Genomic DNA, 19,990 nt, shown 5'->3' with positions numbered 1-19,990 from the left:
AAAGTTTATGTTGTAAGTAGCGATCGCACTTGGTTTGCTAAACGTTGTCGATACAGACCCCAATTTAACTGTTCAGCTTTGCGTCGGGCGGCTCGTCCCATTTCTGCTAACTCTTGGGGATGAGAATGACACCATTGCAGTTTTTCTTTGATTGCTTCCACATCCCGAATGGGAATGATAAATCCTTCTACTCCATTTGTTAGAATATCAGGGCCTGCTGTGTTAGGAGTTGTAATTACAGGAATGCCACAGGACATTGCTTCTAATAATACTAGCCCAAACCCTTCAATTAAAGAAGGAAAAACTAAAACGCTCGCGCTGCTGTAATATTGATTGAGAAGTAAATGAGGAACTGAAGGAACATGGCGGCAAATATCTTTATACTGTTCTAACCAACCCGCAGGAAAAAGATTCTGTCCTACTAACACTAATTCTGCATCTTTTAGTTTTAAGTCTTTCCAAGCTGGTAGAAGGTAATGAACACCTTTACGAGGGGAAACACGACCGACAAATAAGGCACGGAAGCAATTGTCTGGTTTAGGTTGGGGTTGGAAGTATTCTACTGGAGCGCCGTAAGGAATAACACTGATTTTTTCAGCTTCTACACCAATGTCTAGCAGTGATTGTTTTGTTACAGAAGAAGCCACAAAGATATGATCTGCCAGTTTAATTTCCTGTTTCTTGCGCTCAATTTTCCAGGTAGGTTCATGAATAGATTGAATTACTGGAGCTAATTCTGGGAAGCGTTCAGCTTCTTGGCGCATGATATTGCCAGTCATTTGATAGTAGGGAATAGGCAAATCATATAGACAGATAATTCCTTGGTTTTTAGCCTTATGAAATGTAGTTGCAGCCATATCTTCATAACTGTAGATAGCATTTAAACCTTTAAGGTGGTATTTAGCAACTTGATGATCTAGGGATACATCGACCCAGTTTACTAAATCTATATTTCTAAAAAATAAACTATTGCCTAGTCGAATTCGTAACAACAATATTCGTATTACTTCTTGGCAGGGATAAGTTTTAATTGGTGTTTCATTTGGAGCATTCCAAGTTCGTCTGCTTAGTTCATTAGTAATGAATGAATTCAATCTTTTCGGTAAAAAATTAAAATATTTCCACTTAGATTTTTCTGGATTATAAGCAATTGTACTAATAACCTCTTTTAGCAATTTAGCTTCTGCTAATGCTAATGCGGCATTTTTAGCAAAGGAAGGATTAATGTGATGGACTAGGGAAATGCTTGGTTTAGACATATCGTTGCTTTGTTTGGTGTCTATGAGATAACGATTGCCGATATTCCAATTCTGGAAGTAATAACAGGAAACCACTAAAGAACCAGTAGTAAATTGCCAATGTATTATTGAAGACTAACTGAGCAGTTAAACTAATAGCATGTAATAGGAAGGCAGCCAGAGCTAAGTTTCGTAAGAAAGGAGTTTTCAATTTTAAAAAAACTCTTAATAAAGAAAAAATTAAGATTAAACGTAGTCCGTACCATATAACAAAGCCAAATGGTCCTATTTCTAGAACTATTCTCCCCATTTCTCCTTCAGATGGTGGAAGAGATTCACCAATAGATAGCCCTAAAGACTTACGCAAAGTAGATACAGCCTGATGGGTTGCTCCAATTCCATAGCTATCAAATCCTTTCCATCTCGTAGCTTGTACAGGTTCGCTAAAAGCAGAGAAGACACGATCAGTAAAGTTATCAGATGTAGTTGCACGTTTAGAAAATGCTTCTATTGCTTTATTGAAAAAGATGGGTAGTACAGCTGTTATCAAAACTATTGGTAGGATAAACTGTTTTGTCGAGCGTACAGCTATGGAAGGTTTTGTTAACCATAGAAGACAAAAGTATCCCACCAAGAACAAAGTTTCAAATAATAGCAAACCACGCGCCCCTGTCATGAAAGAAGTACCAGCAACCAATAACACTTCTACTAAGGTTAATAAACTCCATATTTTTGTTTGTGGCAGGGATAAAAGCGGAATAAGTATGGTAAAACAAATAGACAGATAAGTAGAATAGCCAACAATGTAAGGAAATGTACCTGTAACTCTAGGATTGCCATCAACAACGGCCTGGGCTTCAACACCACCACCGTATATATTGATAGGACTATTGATAGGACTGTAAAATTGAGCGATCGCTAAAAGAGAAACTGGAACTAATAAGAGTAAATAGTTGCGTAAAAATTTGTATAATTCTTCCTCTGATTGAAATAGGCTGGGTAGCATCCACATCAAAGGAACATAAAATAAATATGCTTTCAGTCCAAAAAAACCAACTATGGGTGAGCCTAAACTAGGGTTAAAGACTTGGAATACACACCAGCAAAGTGACATAAATAAAGCAATATTGAAAAAGGTCAATCTCAAAGGATATTTCGGTTCAGAACCCAGGTAATACCTAAGATATGCTCCAAGGAGGACTAAATCTTTGAGAAAGTAAATCATGTCACTTGCTTGAGGTAGTACCCACTTTCGTAATACTCCTTCTAAAACGACAATGACCAATACAGCTTTAACAGCACGTCGCCAGTCTAGAGATGATAGGCCAATAATCGCCGCTACTCCTGCTAAAGCAATGAGTAAAATCATTTAACTACTGCCTCTAGAACTTCAAGATATGCTTTGGCAACGGCTTTACTGGTGTGGAGTGCTAAGTGTAATTTGGCATTTTCTCTGTAGGTTGTCAGTTGTTCAGGATGGGTCAGTAAATTAAAGAGGGTTTTAGTTAATTTTTCAACATCTCCATTGGGGAATGTAACGCCACAGGAGCCAATTGCATCTTTTAAGCCCCCTCCTTCTGAACCCACGACAACGCAGCCACAGGCAATTCCTTCTAAAGCAACAATACCAAAGGGTTCATTCCAAAGTGATGGAACTACCATAATTTGGTGAGCATTGAGTAATTTAACTAATTCATGTTCAACTTTTACTCCAACAAAATTAACTTGCTCGCAAATTTCTAAGTCTTTTGCTTGCTGACGTAATTTAGGTTCTTCCAGACCATTACCAATAATAGTCAATTGGGGGGTGAGTCCCATGAATTTGAGTTCAGATAATGCATCAAGTAATAAATTAACCCCCTTATCAGAAACCAACCGCCCTAAAAAAACAAGTTCTTGGTTACGGGGAATATCTGTCATTTCATAAAATATATCTTCTCGGTAAGAATTAGGAATTACAGTAGATGTGGTTGGTATAGTTTTAGCTATATCATGACTAATTGATATATTAGTCGCGAAACGAGTAACCATTTTTTTTAGGTAATCTTGCCAATGCTGACTCCCATCAGCGCGGCAATACCAAGTTTGATGAGTTATCGCTAAAGGGCGAGGTATAAATAGTAGAGGCCAAATCCCTCTTAAGCTTACACAACCTTGGAAATACACCTCGCACCAATGAGTTAGTTGCAATACATTTTGTCTAGTTGGTTGTCTAATAACTTCAAAAGGAAATTGTTTGAAGTCTGTTGCTGGGGTTTGTGATACTACCTTAACCTCATGTCCCTGGTATGTGAATTCGTAAGCTAAAATAGAAATTATTGTTTCTAATCCGCCAATTTTAGGGTGAAAGGAAGGTGAATATATAAGAATTTTCATCAATGTTTGTATTTTTTAAGTTTTCTTTTTAATTAGCATACATAGAGTATCACCAGAAACTTCATTAGGGACTAATGTTTCTAACAAGCGAGATACAAATCTTGTGCTATTACGATAAATAAGTGTTCCTGTTAATGGATAGCCCTCGTTATTTAGTGTGTTTTTATTAGTATTTTTTACTTGATTGTATTTGATGTTACCGTTTATATAAAGCCTAAAATCTAAATTTGTGGTCAAACAAAGCTATTTTAAAATTTAGAGTAGGTCAACCTCATTTACTTGCTAGCTATAGACTTGTCTAGAGCTTTTACAATCGCTTCTATGTTCTTCTGTGGTGACCAAGACTCCATTAAATGAGTTGCAGCAGTACCCATTTTCTGCAAAAAATTATGATCGGGAAGGATCTCTTGGAGAATTTTGGCTAATGCTTCTACATCACCACAGGGATAAATAAAACCGCTTTTACCGTGTTGAACCAAATCGTAGCGAGAACCTACGCGATCACTAACGACTACAGGACAGCCACAAAGCATTGCTTCATTGACAACTACTCCAAAAGGTTCATAATCCGACGGTAAGATGAATAAGCTGGCAGAGCGGTAAATTGAGGGTAAATTGGACTGATTTACAAAACCCAGAAACTTGACTCTATCTTTTATCCTTAAAGATTCAGATTCTAACTCTAGTTCATTTTTTAAACTTCCTTCCCCTGCAAATAAAAGATAACTATTTGGCACATTAGCTAGAGCAAATGCTCTTAAAATATCTTGAGGACGTTTCCAAGGTTGGAGTTTTGCACAAAATAGAATAACAGTTGCGCTTTCTGGGATATGCCATTGCTGACGAACTTCTTTGACATCCACCTGTCTAGCTTGAAAAGTCCACCAATCATTATCAACTGCGAATGGAGTTAATATAATATTTTCTTCAGGAACGCTTAGTTTCTGAAGCATTTGTTTACCTAATGTTGATGAGACAAAGACAAAATCTGCAAACCTAAAAATAGGTGGCAGTACAACACTCTTTAACCAAATTTTCCATATTTTTTTATTTCGAGGTTCAATACCACTGGTATCTGTACTAAATACAAACTTGCATTTATTCAGTTTAGCTGCCGCTGCTGCAATCCAAAAGCTAAAATAGTTGTAGCCAGTATAAACAATGACCACATCAAAGTTATTTTTTCTGATCAGGTTCCATAAACCTAGGTTTATTAGTCCAAAAAAACTGTTAAGTTTAGGTTTGGGAGAATTATTTTCAACTTCCACCCAAGGATAACCATCTAGTAGTGGTATATCCCATTTAACTTCTACATTAAACCCTGCATCAAAACCTGCTTTAACACCTTGTAGACTACAATAAGCTACTTGAATATCCAGTTTAGGATGTTTCGCCATGAGCCTGAACAGTGGAGCAGCATACTGCACAGGATGAGAAGCAACTATTAAAACTCGATATTTATGAACATTGTCACTCATATATTTTCCAAGATTGCTGGATCAGCCATTGAAGTAAGCAATTATTTCATTAGAATTTTGGATATCTTCGCCATAAATCGTTTCTAATCTAGAAGCAGGAAATCTCAAAATCTTACCTAATATTGTTTGATTTGAAATTACTGAAAAACTAATAGACATAATTTATTTTCTGTCCAATACAATTAATTAATATTTAACGAACGAATGCTTGAATCATAATAAGTATTTTTTTGTTTTTATTGCTGTGGCAATATCAAGTTATCCATGAAAATTTTGGCTTGCACTGAAAGGCTATGGGTTTGATACCATCTGTAAGCATTATCTGCAATATTCTGTCCCTGCTTTAAGCGTAGTTCATTACTATGGTTATCAGCAGAGCAGTAATGTTTACCCTTTTCAAGACCGTCTATCGGTACTTTACTAGAAATCACCATACAAGGAATTAGTCTATGGGCACAGTAAGCAGCAAAAATAGTTGATTTTGCTAAGTATTCAGGGGGAGGAAAATTTAAAAATCCAGCGATAGAATCCTGCAAAGTTTTACTAATTTCTTCTGCTTTATCCACCCCTTTTTCTATGATAGGAATTTCTCCAATTTCAGAAAGTTCCAAACCGGTTGGTACACCAATATCCAATATTTCTTTAATCTTTAAACTTTGGCAGGTTTCTTCTAAGGCTTTGAGGCATTGATTATAAACTTGTAGCCTAGAGTTACGGCTGCCAAAAACCACTAGTCGAGGAGATCGCTCTGATAGATTTGGCAAGTATTCTGGTTCCCCAATATTGGAAAATACAGGAAGGCAAGTAATTTCAGTTTGTTTAGTGGGATTCAGTTGATACAGAAGTTCGCCATAACTTTGTTTACTAGTTATAGAACGATCGCTCATTTGTGCCAAACGTGCTGCTAAATTTTTCTGTAAGGCTGATAACCAAAAAGAGCTAGCCCAAGGTGGGCCTGAAGCATAGACTTCATGGAACATGGTAACGAGCGATCGCTTAGGAAATAAACTTTTACAACGCTGTAACCCATCGACTAACCAAATTGGACAACCTCGTTGAGCATAGCCGTAGCCTACATAATGTAGAAGTATAGGAGAGGAGCAATCATTTGATAATAAAGTTAGCAGTGTATCTGGAGAGCGATCGCTAACTTGTCTAACAGGAAAACTGTCAATTTCTGCTGCACCATTCCATTTAGTATCACCTACAACAAAATGAGTTTGAATATTGAAATCTTGGCGAAGCTGACAAGCTAGATTCATCGCATAATCCCCTACACCATCAATTGCAGGAGGTAATCTAGGGACAATGGAAATTACATGACTTGAATAAATTACCATCAAATACTATAAAATTAGAAGTTTTACAAATGAGGAAATAGCTAGTTTTTTTCATTTACCACAAACGTTGAATTGGATAGCCATCAAAAAGATAATGAATGCTGACATATGTACTTTAGATATCAAATTTTTTTTATCATATCAACGATGCATACCATTCATTTACCCCAATCCTGTCAAGCTGATATCCACAATCTCTAAGTAGTTTTTGTGATTCCCCAGGCTTGATACCCAGTTTTTCCATCCGTACAATGTTTTCCTCAAAAAAAATGTGCCGAATTCGATGCGATCGCAATAATTGCTCTGCTCCCTGAATTACCCAAGTATCAGCACCTTCTGTGTCTATCTTGAGTACATTTATATTCTGATAATCACTCTTTAAAAAAATTGCATCCAGAGATATAACGGGAACTTTAATCGCATCAGATTTTAACTCATACAGAAGTCCTCCCCATCCACTCTGTTCTTTTGGTCCCATATCGAAAAATAAATCACCCTTTTCTTTTCCTACAGCAGTTTCATGTACATCAACTTGAGTTTCAAGCCTATTCTTTAACAGGTTATGTTTCAAAGCTGATAAATTTCTAGGTGACGCTTCAAATGCAATCACTTTATTATTACCTCCAGCACCAGCCCAAAGACATGAATAGTATCCGTAATTGGCTCCCACATCAATCATTAAACCACCCAGCTTTGCTAGTTTGGTGATACGGCGAGATACTAGTAATTCATAGAAGCCACAAAATGCGAGCATTTTGTGGCTGACATCTGTTTCCATTAACTTTAAAGATATATGTGGAGCAAATTCTAGAGTTGCATTGTCAAACAGATAAGAGTACCTGTCTAAGTTGCGAGAATAAAGCTTCCAGAAGAACTTTTCTCTTATCCATAGAGGCTTAATTGCCATCAAAAAAGGTCTATTGGATTGATTAATATTGATTACCATTTTTTGGTGAAGATATGGTTAATTGATGAGAGGAGAGAGAAAATAAATATACCATAGTCTAATAAGATAATGTTGTTCGCATATTTTACTAAATTAAAAATATTGCTAATGTTGTATTGATTGTTGTTTTTCATTTTAGATTGAAGGAATTAGCATATCAATAGATTCAATATATGGCAAATTAAATCTTGAACAAAACTCAAGCCATCCTTTCATCTCAGTCCAACCTGAGATGAAAATAAAGTCTAAACCTGTTTGACTAGCAGCTAAGTAATCATATTGACTATCGCCCAAGAATAAGGCAGGAGTGATGAGATTTATTCGCTCTTTTTCCCGAAGAAGGATTTGCTCTTTGGTGTCAGGGCTACCGAAAATTCCCCCATCAAATAAATGAGCAATACCTTGTGTAGTGAAGACTTGACGAAGTTCGGATTGATCCCCTCCTGATACTATTAACCATCGAGTATTAGGGAGATAATTCCGTAGTTCTAGAAGTCTTGGAGCAAGTGAACAAGTCAGCAAACCTACTCTAACTGTAGAAGCATAAGCTAACAGCAACTCATTTAATGTTTCAGGCTGACTGTATTCTCCAATAATTGTTTGAAGAAAATACTCAAACTTGCGATATCGGGAAATTCCACCGTTTTGAACGTGAAAATTGACTAGCGCTTGAGCGGCATCTTCACCATAAGGCAGAGCTACTTGATAAAATGCTTCTGTTTTTAACTTGTTGGAGTTTAAGATTACACCATCACAATCAAAGACTAATGTTTTGTAACTTGGCAATGATAAGTGCATATCCACCTCAAATACTGGCAATCTTAGCATTCAATAAATATTCAGCCATCAAGAAATCCTCAGACCAATCAATATCAAATCCTTCTATTTTATTCAGTGGATACAATATAGGTCTTACACCTACTCTGTCCTGTAAAAATTTGTAGATATCGATATGCCCTAAAAAAATAGCACTATTAATTTCATGTAGTGGTTCAAGAGTTTGAGTTCTTGGCCATTTTTCGATACTTTTGTCGTAATTTAGTGGTCCTGTACTATTCCAAACGAAACTTCTAATCAATGATGTTGTCATGAGTGAGTCATAGCCTTGCTCCAAACCTTCAAGATATTTCTGAATAATCCTTTCATAAGCATTAGCAGTCAAAAAAGGTGAAGTAACATGAGTCCACAAGATATGTCCTTCATGAATTAAATCAGCAACATGATTAATCAACTCATCGGTACTAGTTTGACTAGACGCTAATTTTTCATCCCGCTGATGAATACAGAGGTTTTTTAAGTCAATTGATTTGGCAAACTTAATCAACTCATCATCATTAGTAGATAAGACAATTTCATTGATAAACTTTACTTGGCTCAGTTGCATTAACTTAAGTTCAATTAGTCCATGAGAATACCCTCCAAAAGGGCGAATATTTTTTTTAGGTACTCTCTCACTTCCTTTCCGGCACGGCAGAAAACATGTCATTTTCATCTTCATCAAAGGATTCTATATCATCTGATATATCGTAGACTTACTAATTTGATATCGAGTTGGTGTTACAGCTAATAGTGGTCTTGAACTTGTATTTTCTTGATAGAGATTTAGTAATTGAGTCATTTCACTATTTCTGGGATCATCAGCACCATAACCGTCAAATCCCGCTAAAAGAATACGAGATGCTTTTCCACTTGTAGCAATTGCTAAGGTATAAGCAATCACGAGTGAGTTCGGTAAAATACAGTAATTGGCTTCAAAGCGGAAAGTATCTGCTTGAACTACAAGACCAAAATCTAATAGTTTCTTACCGTCCAATGCATCAAGTACACTATCTGGTAGCATCGATGCTGGAGTTATTAGGGGTTGTGGCAAATTCCCATACTCTGCACAGTCAGCAAGGAGACGTACAGGATGACAGGCTGCACGAATATCGATCAACTCTGGCTCAATGTGCGTTTGGGTATTTAATGCAATCACACAAGGACGCTTATCACGAATATACTGCTCTATTGCCTGCTGATGCCTTCCAACACCAGGTCCTGTCCCTAGAATCAAGACTTCTCGCTCTGCAATTAAACTGGCGGGTATCCAGTTGCCTCGTGGTTCCCCAACATAGAAGTGTCGCGCTGCCTCCAACGTATTGAGATTAAATTTCTTTCCGCCCACTGATTTTAAGTGATCAATCACTGCCAGAATGTCTTCCTCAATGTAGCGGGAATCGGTCAGCATTTCCTGAATATAGGTAGGATGAATACCATGCTTACCAGCAAGGTAGTAATAACTATTGGTTCCCCAGCCATACTCTTTTTGCATGGGACTAAAATACTTGCCGATAACCTTCATCAACGGTGTGATATTACAAGATCGCTCCTGCCACATTGGCACTAAATCTATCACCAAGTATTCAGTTTTTACATTACCTGCCCCTCGCCCCATACCCGTAATGGTACTATCAATCCAGCTGACTCCTTCCTGTAAGGCACATAAAGAGTTGGCTAGTGCTTGCCCCATATTATCGTGAGTATGAATGCCTAACTCACCCTGCCAAACTATTCGCAATGTATGAATAATTTCAGAAGTTTGTTCCGGGTTCATACTGCCCATACTATCAGCAAAATAAAGCACATCCAGCGGATACTGATTCGCTAGATGTGCTGCATTTGTAATCTCTTCTACGCTGCGGTCAGCAATCTGCATTAAGTTGATGCCGACTACATAGCCTTGTTCTTTCAGCCATTGGCAACCTGGCAATACAGTTCCAAATTCATGAAAGTGGCAAGCAAGTCGTACTAAAGTAACAGGAGATTCTGATGCAGGCTTAAACAAATGGGCAAGCGCACCAACTACACCGTCAGGATGCTTAACCAATTCACTGGCGTTAACCATAACACCAATTTTCAGATTTTCTGGGATCTCAAACTGACGGATGAAATTGTCAGTTGTGTATGCACAACCCCCTTTAAACCCTTTTTGATCAAAGGAACGAAAGCCTAACTCGACATAATCGATCGAAATAGCAGACATTGCCTGGAGATAGTCCTTGATGAGTTGTGGGCTGAAATCCCAAGCATTGTAGTATCCTCCATCACGGAGGGTGCAATCCAAAATTTGCCACTTCATGATAACTCCTTAATTTTTTGTCTGTTTTTTGGCTCAAAAACAGGAATCATTTTATTGCCATGTACCTTGTCAGTTTGTAAAAAATGAATTAATTCGAGAGGGTTTGTTCGAGCCATGAATTAAGATTCATTCTTTCAAAAACCTCCAATTTCCCTCCTTCAGTACAGTTGACAACACGTCTCCCATAAGCAGCATAAGCATTTCGGGCTATAGTGTATCCAAGCTCAAGCACTGCCATATTAGGCACTTGCCATTTCATTCCTATCGAAAAATAATTTGGATCGAAATGATTTTGGTCTGCCCCATCTGATGTCAGAACCGTGTTTGGGGGTGCTTTTTCTCCATAATTATGGTCGCATCCAATCAGGGCAACATCGCTAAATCCCATATGAAATGCGAGTTGTAGTGCTGCAAAGGTAACAGTTCCTGCTTGACCAATATTGAGTGAACAGTCTCTAGCGAATTGGTAAGCATTTGAGTTAGAAGAATAAAGAAATGTAATGTTAGATCGAGGCTTGATTAGTGAACTAGAGATTCTTTCTAGAAAAAGAGGAATTTCAGTTTGGTTGTAGAAATCAGCATTTTGCCCAAGGACAATTGGGTCTATTGAGACAATACAAGAGGGAATAAATGGAGACTTATCAAAGATAAGGTTAATTTTATTTAATCCAAATGTAAAAGTCTTATTAAGAATAGATAAATCATGTTTTAGCAAGCTTGGCCCATTACATAAAATAACAGCTTTTTGCCCTAAGTAGCTATTTTTTAAAGTTTTTAGTTTACTTCGAGATTTCCATGATTCTGGATTTAGATCCCACTCAAACCTCTTCCAGAGTTCAAAACATCCACGAGCAAAACCTCTATAAGGATTAATCGTTACTCTTTGGTTAAAAATAGGATTATCTGGAGACATATTTTACTAACAAATAACTTTTCTATATCCTAGAATTATTCATTCATAGTTCCCTTATAAAATCCATATCCTGAACCTATAAGACTAACCAATAGAGAAACGACAGAGGTAATAATTGAAAAAATAATCATATTGATGGTGCTGTCTAGTTTCATGTTTATCATACAAAATACTTGTACTAAAATTGTGAGCGATACCATTAACGAGGTATGCCAGAGATATATCCATTGTCGGGATTTATTAATAGTCCAAACGACACTATTGATATAATTTATACATGATGCCACAATAATTAAACTAGCCTCGAAACCTAGTCTTTGATATTTGGAACCAAGAATCCAAAGAATTGCTTTTGGAAACATAAATCCAAATAAGCAGATGAATGCCGAAATTATTATCGCTATTCCCATAACTTGGAAATAACGTTTAGCTATTTTCTGCTTGGCAACACGAGCAATGTAAGGTGAAATGACAACAGAGTTAAATGTTGTCAATATAGCGAATAGTTGTCCGAGACGACCTAGAGCCGCAATTTCTGCAATATTTTGAGTTTGACCAAAAATACTAATTAGGAAGATTGTGATTTGCCCTTGAAATGCATAAAAAATTATCCCTGGTATTAAAGGAGATATATATTTAACCATCTGACGAGTGACTTTAGGATCAGCTTTAACAGGCTCAATATAAATACCTTTAGAATCTCGGCGGTAAGACCAACAATTCAGAAATATAGAGAATGCGCTGACCCATGCATTAACCCAAGCAGATAGTAGCGACATCAGATTAAAAAGATAGGAAATTCCTAGACGAACCACCGAACTAACAATTTGGGTAGAGTAGACCTGATTCAGCTTTTGATGGATCAATAAAGGTCCTAGATAAAAGCCACGTTCTCCGTTAAAAAAAATCGAAATGACAATTGAAATAAACAGTAATACTGAAGTTAGTAAACTCCAGTGTTGTCGGGCTGTCAACAGAAAAAATCCAACAGCAGATAATGGTATTAACAAAGCTAGCATACGATTGCGAAAGTACCTGGCCGAGCAGATATAGCTACCAACAACTGCTTTATCCGCACCACGATCGCCAACAAGAGTAATTATCGAACCGGTGAACCCTACATCTACTAAAATACCCACTGTACTTTGGAAACCAAATGCTACACTGTATTGAGCGAAATCTTCTACGCTCATCCAACGTAATAGAAAAAACCCTGTAACTAAATTGATAGCTTGAACAGATCCCTGACCTATTAAGAAAGTGCTAACGACATTGAACCAACGCTTAATTCTTGAAGATATGATCCTATTCATGCTAAAAGTATTGCAACATCATCACAGGGTGTTTCACTCAGATGAACCTCAACAAATAATGTCACTACAGTTGCTTGGACAAGCCAGCTTCCACCATCATCCGCACCACATCCTGCATCTTGTATTTCGCCTGCCAACTCAGCTTGTTCTTCGCCTTAGCTGGATTACCCCTACCCACTGCCAAATCTGTAGGTCGCAGCAGGCTATTATCTATCACAACATGGTCACGCCAATCTAAATCTACAGATGCAAATGCTGCTGCTACAAAATCTTCTAATAAAGAACTTTTTCCCGTAGCAATCACATAATCATCCGGCTGTTCCTGTTGAAGCATTAGATACATTGCCTCAACATACTCTGGTGCCCAACCCCAGTCACGCTGAATCTGTATATTGCCTAAATACAGCTTTTCATTACTACCTTGAGCAATGCGACAAGCAGCGGCAACAATCTTTTGCGTCACAAATCTTTCAGGACGTAGAGGAGATTCATGATTAAACAGAATTCCAGAACAGGCAAATAAACCATAAGCTTCTCGGTAGTTAGCAACTTCCCAAAAAGCAGTGGCTTTAGCGACAGCATAAGGGCTTCTGGGTCGAAATGGCGTTGTTTCATCAGCGGCGATTTCGCCAGTATCACCAAAACACTCACTGGAACCAGCATTATATAGTTTGATTGGAACACCCAAAAAACGAATAGCTTCGAGTAAATTGAGAGTACCAGTGGCTATGCTTTCTAAAGTTTCTACTGGTTGTTCAAAAGACAAACCAACTGAACTTTGTCCTGCCAAATTGTAAATCTCATCGGGCTGGATTTTTGTCAAAACTTGCAACACACTGCGAAAGTCATTTAGAGCCATTGACTCTAACTTTACTTGGTCTTTGATACCTAAGCTAACTAAGTTTCGGAATGGGGAAATCTGGGCATCTCGTGAAGTACCACAGACAAAATAGCCTTTATTAAAAAGGAACTGTGTCAGGTAAGCTCCATCCTGACCCGATATTCCACAAATCAGAGCTTTCTTCATCGAGTTATCTTATGTTAATGCAAACTGGTTCTAGTGTTTCAGGAAGAGAAAAAACTTGAATTTGAAATTCATCTTTAAGGCTTAACTCACAAACTGGAAACCTCTAATACCTTGATAACCAACATGTCTGGCACTCTTACGAGTAAACTCCCCAACAGAAGGGTTCCCCAGAGAATCAATCACTCCTGTTACTTGCTGCCATAATTCTTGTGGTGCTATCGAAATTTCATAACTACGATCGCTACACTTGTGAATGTGATACCAAGTTGTTTGCTGACACTCGTCACACCAAAAAGCCTCTAACCATTCCCCTTCTATAGGCACTGTGGTTTGATTCGCGACTAACATCAACGCATTCCGCCGGCTCATCCCTCGTTGTTGTAATTGACCTGCTTGGTCAGCAAACATTTTATATTTCTGACTGACGCTATCGATATGACAGCTATGAATGGGGCAATAAATAGCCCGTCGCTTGGAACGTTTCCGATTTCGGTCACACCTTTTCTGCAATTTCACCTCCTGTATAGACAAAAACTATGAGCAAGGAAGGCTGTGTTGGAGGGACTGAGATCAATAAGACCATCGAAGCCCAACTCCTAAAAAATGCTGCAAAAATATTCAATTAATTCCAATGTCCTTACTTTACATCGCTTTGAGACATAGTTCTGATCTCGTCAGAGAATAGTGCCTGCTGCAAAACATGTAAGTATTGTTGAGAGATAACTTTTGGTGTGAAGTGCGATCGCAAATATTGACGACCTGCTTTGCCCATCTCCTCTCCTATTTGTGGATCTCGATTGAGAAAGCGAATAAATTGCGCTAGACCTTGACCATCTCCATTGTCAAATGTCCCACCACAATTGGCGTCAGCCATAAGTTCTCTAAGATATGAAGTCTTTGAGCAAATTACTGCTATTGGTCGCCCAGAAGCTAAAGCTGAATATAGTTTGCTGGGAACAACTAAACCCTCTGTAGTTGCATCTACACTCACTAGTGATAGGTCGCAAGCTGTTAAGGAATATGGTAACACTTGCTTATCTTGATAAGGTAGAAAGGTAAAATTGTTCAACCCTAATCGATCTACTTCCATGATTAATTCATCGCGTTTGGCACCACCACCAATGCAGACAAACTGAATTGGCTCATCTTCTAGTAGCTTTGCAGCTTCCAACATGGTGTCAATGTCATGGCAGCGGCCCATATTGCCAGAATAGAGTACGGTAAATTTTTTAACTAAGTTATACTTCCAAGCAAACCAGTTTTCTTTCTTGGCAATGGGCACGATCGCTTCTGGGTTAGCCCAACTGTGAATTACAGAGATTTTATCAGCTACTTCGGGACAATGTGCTACTATCTGTTGTTTCATCGCCGGACTAAGTACTATAATTGCCTTAGCTTTTAACCAAACCTGTTTGTTGATCCCACGCCACAAGCGTACTAGCCAGTGACGCTTTGAAATTACACCTAGTGCGATCGCAATATCAGGGTATAGGTCATAAAGTATGCACACATAGGGCAATCGGAACAAAACATAAGCCAAATATCCTATAACTGGCAAAAATGGGGGAGCTGTAGTTAGTAATAATATATTGTTGCGACGCCAAGCTCTGAGCAGATAGAGCATAGCACGTAAGGTGTATAGGACGCCATTGATGGCCTTGCCACGAATCCTTCCTGGCCAGAGTTGGGCAGTGCGCGATCGCTGAATTCGGATTTTATCAGCCAATTCAACTGCTGCGGCCGTATCAGAACGAAATGCATATCCTGGCTGACTTGTAAAAACCTCAATATCCACCCCTTGGGGTCTTAACTGGTTCACTAGTTCCTCGATCAACTGTCCAGTTGCAGCATAGTCTGGAGGAAAAAATTGGGTAATTACAGACAATTTAATTGATTGTTTACTTTTGACAGAACGTTTATTAGTTGTATCTAACTCCGTAGAAACGGATTGTAAAAATTTCTGATTAATCCATTCATTAAGTCTCATAGGCTATATCCTAGTCTAAAATAAATTTTTTAATATACCACTGAAATCAATTTATTAAAGTCATTTATTAATTTTAATCTTAATTTTCCGATCATCAATAAATGTTTTCAGCTAACTCTAGACTAGTTTAGAGTATATGTAATGTAAATTCCATCTATACTCTAAACTATCTAGGCAAGGAATTTAAGCCAGATTGATAATTTATTTTTATTGCATAATTTACCCACAATTAGAAAAATTTGAATAAATTTAGAATTACACTAAGTAATAGGTAATAGCAGCTAATTAGTTAATTTACATCACTTGAAAGTCCTTTTTACAAAAATATTTATTAGTTTACACAAATGTATACCAAATACATACAAATATTACGATTCACCAAACCTGAATTCAAATAATATTGACTTTTTGTAGTTGGTATCTATAAATAGCAACTCTAAGTCATTTGTGAGATAGAAAAAGCCTGAAAAGCTTATAAAAAAATAATTTTAGTCTCCCTTTTTTATCACAATTCAATTTTAGATTTGCTATAGTTATCTATAGATATTGAGACACAAAAATATTGAGGAAGACATTTAACAACCAACAAAATATTTTCTACTAGTGCAGATAATATTTTTTGTGTTAGACCCTTCTTAGGGGACTATGCTATTTACTTGGCACTTACAAATAGAGATTTAACAGTAGTAATCTCTATTTGTCAACAAACTTGGCTAAGAGGATGTTTTGAGAATTTAACATATATACTTTGTCATTTTGATCATAATAAAACTAACTATACTCCTAAGTCGAAGTAAGTTAAGGCTAGTGTATCAAACATAGGAATCCTAATTTTTAATAGGACTGAGATAGTTCTCTTCTTTCTTGAAAACGCTAACAAAATGTTACGCTAAAACTGCACTTTGCCACATAGGTTGAGTAACTAAGCGACAGCATGAGACAAAATATACTTTTCAGACATCCTACGATAAATTCACATATATCATTGTTGATTGACTTAGAGCCTAGTATGTTTTCTTCTAAAGAATAGTGTTTGAAGCTTTTGTAATTATACGTATCTTTATAGTTAGAGTTTTTAGCATCTACCTAAATTTACGTGTTGTGTTCGATTTTTACAATATCATGTTTCAATACTGAATCCTCTGCTTCATCAAAATTTTATGTAATCAAAATGTATCTATACGAAATCTTTATAAAATAAACATTTTTATTTAGCACTGTTCAAAATAATTACCATGTATTTGACGGAAATAGGAGGTTTCAGGCTTTTCTCAATCGTCCTTTGATAAGTAGTGTAGGCGTAACCCAACTCAGGGATCACTGAATAAGGAAGGTGATTTCCAGAATAAAAATTACCACACAACATCATTCCATCGTAGTGGAGAACGGCTGTTCGCCTTTCTCACAGGTAAATTTATTTTGAGAAATCACCTAAGTATCGAAAAATCAAGCTTGAATACCTGAAACGGACTATTCATCTTTTGTCTTGACTGTCAAACCGTAAATTATACTAGTATGGTTTTAGCAAAAACATCTGGAGATTTATATTTTTGACTTTCTGTAAGTAAGTCGGCACAATATACCCCAATACTTCTTGCTTAAGAGGTTGTTTGAAAAGTCCTTTTGTCGGTATCAAAAGTTTTAGATCCCCCTAAATCCCCCTTAAAAAGGGGGACTTTGACTCCAGTTCCCCCCTTTTTAAGGGGGGTTAGGGGGGATCAAAAGTGCCTAAAGTTACAGAGAGAAACTTTTCAAACATCCTCTAAAGGGGAAAAGGTAAAGGGTTTAAATTTACCCCTTCCTTACATCACACCAGAAGTTAAAAATACTTACTCGATAGGTATTGATATTTACCCATACTTCCTTATTACGTCATGCATTCAAGAACAAATACTGGACTGTTATTACAACTTTATCTAATCAATATTAATGCTTGTATCTAAAAGCTATCTCACTGAAGCTTTTAAAACCCTTTATACTAATCCTGTCTAATGTATTATCAAATATTAAGTGCATAATGGAGAATTATTCTTCCCAATCCTCCAGTTCTGATAACGGTAATAATTCTGTGCCTCCATTTCCTCAAAATCAACTTGTTCCGTGGGCTGAAGAACAAGAAGACGACTGGAGCTTTCAAGAATTTCTGAGTATTTTACAGCGACGATCGCTACTCATGGCAAGTGTAACGATTGCTGTGATGACACTTGTAGTGATTAACTTGGTGGTAAACCGGAAGCCCCCAGAATATGAAGGCAGTTTTCAACTGCTAGTGGAACCTGTAAATGATGACACCAGATCTGTGGATGTTGTTAAAGAAGCTAATAACTCCCAGAAATCCAGTCTAGATTATGAAAGCCAAATTCAAGTTCTCAAAAGTCCTGAACTGATGAGAAGCACTCTCAAACAGTTGCAAGCTTCCTATCCCGAAATCAACTATTATTCTCTTCTCGAATCTCTGACTATTAATCGGTTAGATGAAACCAAAATTATACAAGTTCGCTATCGAAGTGACAATCCAAAGCAGACTCAAGTTGTACTGGAGCGAATTGCTGAGAATTACTTAGACTACAGTCAACTCAGGAGGCAAACCAAATTACGTCAAGGGGTTCAGTTTGTTGAAAAACAACTGCCATTTATACAAAATCGGGTCGATCAGATCCAAAAAGAATTACAAGTTTTTCGACAAAAGTACAATTTTAACGATCCAGAAACCCAAGCAACACAAATTGCTTCACAAGCTGTTGAATTTTCTCAACAAAAACAAAAAGTTGATCTACAGTTAGCCCAAACTCGTGCTAATTTTGCTATTTTAAAAGGAGAAAATGGCGTAACGACAACGCTGAATAATGCTCCTTTATATCAACAGTTGATTACTCAAATACGCCAATTTGATGTTCTGATTGCTACAGAATCAACTCGTCTGCAAGAAGAGAATCCAAGCATTCAAACATTGAAAGAGAAACGAGCTAGTCTTTTACCTTTGCTGCGTCAAGAGTCAGAGCGCTTATTGGGTGTAAAGTTTGCCGAAGTAGCGACACAGCTTCAGACTTTAGAAGTACAAAGCCAAGAACTTGCCAAAATAGAACAGAAACTTGCACAACGACGGAAGCAACTGCCAGTTTTAACACGACAGTACACTGAATTGCAGCGCAAATTACAAATTGCTACTGAGAGTTTAAATCGGTTTCTATCAACCCGCGAAAATCTCCAAATTGAAATATCTCAAACAGAGCTTGGCTGGCAATTACTTCAGGCACCAACTACATCAGAGATTCCTATTTCTTCCTTTAATACCCAGCGCAGTTTTATCTTGGGATTAGTTGCAAGCATCCTCTCAGGAATTGGTATTGTCTTACTTGTAGAAAAGCTAGATAATACCTACCATACTGTTGATGAACTGAAAAAAAAGCTCAAACAGCCATTGTTAGGAAATATTCCTTTTGAAAAGCAAGTTCAAACTAAGCAAAACCCCACTTTTAATCAAAAGATTCCCTTAGCAACTATACCAAATTCTTTTTCTCAGGGAATTGCTGGGTTGGCCGTTTTACCAGATCAAGAAGATGGATACTCTTCTAGCAACTTTTCAGAAGCCCTACGGGTACTTTATACAAATATTCAACTACTCAGTTCCGATCGCCCGATTCGCTCCATAGTTATTAGTTCAGCTATGCCTGGTGATGGTAAGTCTACGGTTGCCCTCCATTTAGCTCAAATAGCTACAGCAATGGGGCAACGAGTCCTACTTGTAGATGCTGATCTTCGTAAACCCATAATTCATGACCTATCAAATTTAAATAATCTATGGGGATTAAGTAATTTAATTTCTACCAACTTGCCAGTGGGGGAAGTAACGCGACAACTACCTTCCATGAGCCAATTATCTGTAATCACCGCTGGGCCAATACCACCCGATCCCACAAAATTGCTCTCATCTCAAAAAATGAAGCAACTAATGGCAGATTTCCACAACAATTTTGACCTAGTGATTTATGATGTCCCTCCCTTGGTGGGTTTAGCCGATGCTAGCCTGATAGCACCCCACACGGATGGGCTTTTGATAGTAGTCAGGATTCATAAAACAAATTCCTCAATCCTAAAAGTAGCTTTAGATAACCTGAAAATTTCTCGGTTGAATATATTAGGCATAGTTGGTAATGCTCAGAAAAGTTCTGGCAATAGTTATTATTAGGAATTGAGCGTACTCCTAGGTCGAAGCAAGCTACGCGCAGTGTCTCCAAGAGTTGCCATGCCGAA

The 19,990-nt window shown here is 37.5% G+C and carries 15 protein-coding genes; 1 reads left to right on the top strand and 14 read right to left on the bottom strand.

Annotated elements, in window-relative coordinates; all coding sequences use genetic code 11:
• Positions 1-5: 5 nt before the first annotated feature.
• The 14 genes from ABF638_RS01155 to ABF638_RS01090 all read right to left on the bottom strand — a co-directional run bounded on the left by ABF638_RS01155 (position 6) and on the right by ABF638_RS01090 (position 15,736).
• On the bottom strand, positions 6-1,259 hold the full coding sequence (locus ABF638_RS01155; RefSeq protein ID WP_435019500.1) for a glycosyltransferase family 4 protein: 1,254 nt from the start codon (positions 1,257-1,259) through the stop codon (positions 6-8).
• A complete protein-coding gene (locus tag ABF638_RS01150) occupies positions 1,252-2,607 on the bottom strand; it encodes a hypothetical protein (protein WP_435019498.1) in 1,356 nt (451 codons plus the stop codon). Before ABF638_RS01150 ends, ABF638_RS01155 begins: the two co-directional genes overlap by 8 nt.
• The gene (locus ABF638_RS01145; RefSeq protein ID WP_435019496.1) at positions 2,604-3,614 is read right to left on the bottom strand and encodes a glycosyltransferase family 4 protein; all 1,011 of its coding nucleotides are present in this window, start codon (positions 3,612-3,614) and stop codon (positions 2,604-2,606) included. Before ABF638_RS01145 ends, ABF638_RS01150 begins: the two co-directional genes overlap by 4 nt.
• Before the next feature lie 275 nt (positions 3,615-3,889).
• On the bottom strand, positions 3,890-5,092 hold the full coding sequence (locus ABF638_RS01140) for a glycosyltransferase family 4 protein (RefSeq protein ID WP_435019494.1): 1,203 nt from the start codon (positions 5,090-5,092) through the stop codon (positions 3,890-3,892).
• A 236-nt stretch (positions 5,093-5,328) separates the two neighbouring features.
• On the bottom strand, positions 5,329-6,432 hold the full coding sequence (locus tag ABF638_RS01135; RefSeq protein WP_435019492.1) for a glycosyltransferase family 1 protein: 1,104 nt from the start codon (positions 6,430-6,432) through the stop codon (positions 5,329-5,331).
• 136 nt (positions 6,433-6,568) lie between these two features.
• Entirely contained in the window at positions 6,569-7,378 is an 810-nt protein-coding gene (locus ABF638_RS01130) for an FkbM family methyltransferase (protein ID WP_435019490.1), read from the bottom strand.
• A gap of 135 nt (positions 7,379-7,513) precedes the next feature.
• A complete protein-coding gene (locus tag ABF638_RS01125; protein WP_435019488.1) occupies positions 7,514-8,206 on the bottom strand; it encodes an HAD family hydrolase in 693 nt (230 codons plus the stop codon).
• Positions 8,184-8,864: a cytidylyltransferase domain-containing protein gene (locus ABF638_RS01120; RefSeq protein ID WP_435019486.1), complete on the bottom strand. Its 681-nt coding sequence runs from the start codon at positions 8,862-8,864 to the stop codon at positions 8,184-8,186. Before ABF638_RS01120 ends, ABF638_RS01125 begins: the two co-directional genes overlap by 23 nt.
• A gap of 21 nt (positions 8,865-8,885) precedes the next feature.
• Positions 8,886-10,496 (bottom strand): aldolase catalytic domain-containing protein, encoded by a 1,611-nt coding sequence (locus ABF638_RS01115; protein WP_435019484.1) that lies wholly within the window; start codon positions 10,494-10,496, stop codon positions 8,886-8,888.
• Between the two features lie 88 nt (positions 10,497-10,584).
• Entirely contained in the window at positions 10,585-11,409 is an 825-nt protein-coding gene (locus ABF638_RS01110) for a 6-hydroxymethylpterin diphosphokinase MptE-like protein (RefSeq protein ID WP_435019482.1), read from the bottom strand.
• A 35-nt stretch (positions 11,410-11,444) separates the two neighbouring features.
• Positions 11,445-12,722, bottom strand: a complete 1,278-nt coding sequence (locus tag ABF638_RS01105) for a lipopolysaccharide biosynthesis protein (RefSeq protein ID WP_435019480.1) — start codon at positions 12,720-12,722, stop codon at positions 11,445-11,447.
• Between the two features lie 64 nt (positions 12,723-12,786).
• The gene (locus tag ABF638_RS01100) at positions 12,787-13,749 is read right to left on the bottom strand and encodes a GDP-mannose 4,6-dehydratase (protein ID WP_435019478.1); all 963 of its coding nucleotides are present in this window, start codon (positions 13,747-13,749) and stop codon (positions 12,787-12,789) included.
• A gap of 81 nt (positions 13,750-13,830) precedes the next feature.
• Positions 13,831-14,259 carry a hypothetical protein gene (locus ABF638_RS01095; protein ID WP_435019476.1) on the bottom strand — a complete coding sequence of 143 codons (429 nt, stop codon included), beginning with the start codon at positions 14,257-14,259 and terminating at the stop codon, positions 13,831-13,833.
• Between the two features lie 127 nt (positions 14,260-14,386).
• A complete protein-coding gene (locus ABF638_RS01090; protein WP_435019474.1) occupies positions 14,387-15,736 on the bottom strand; it encodes a glycosyltransferase family 4 protein in 1,350 nt (449 codons plus the stop codon).
• A gap of 2,017 nt (positions 15,737-17,753) precedes the next feature.
• Between ABF638_RS01090 and ABF638_RS01085 the strand changes: the two genes are divergently transcribed.
• The gene (locus ABF638_RS01085) at positions 17,754-19,925 is read left to right on the top strand and encodes a GumC family protein (RefSeq protein ID WP_435019472.1); all 2,172 of its coding nucleotides are present in this window, start codon (positions 17,754-17,756) and stop codon (positions 19,923-19,925) included.
• Positions 19,926-19,990: the final 65 nt, after the last annotated feature.

This window comes from Nostoc sp. CALU 1950 (assembly GCF_051172895.1).
Classification (GTDB): Bacteria; Cyanobacteriota; Cyanobacteriia; order Cyanobacteriales; family Nostocaceae; genus Nostoc; species Nostoc edaphicum_A.
Note: the sequence above shows the minus strand (reverse complement) of the source record. Positions and strands in the feature narration are given on the sequence as shown.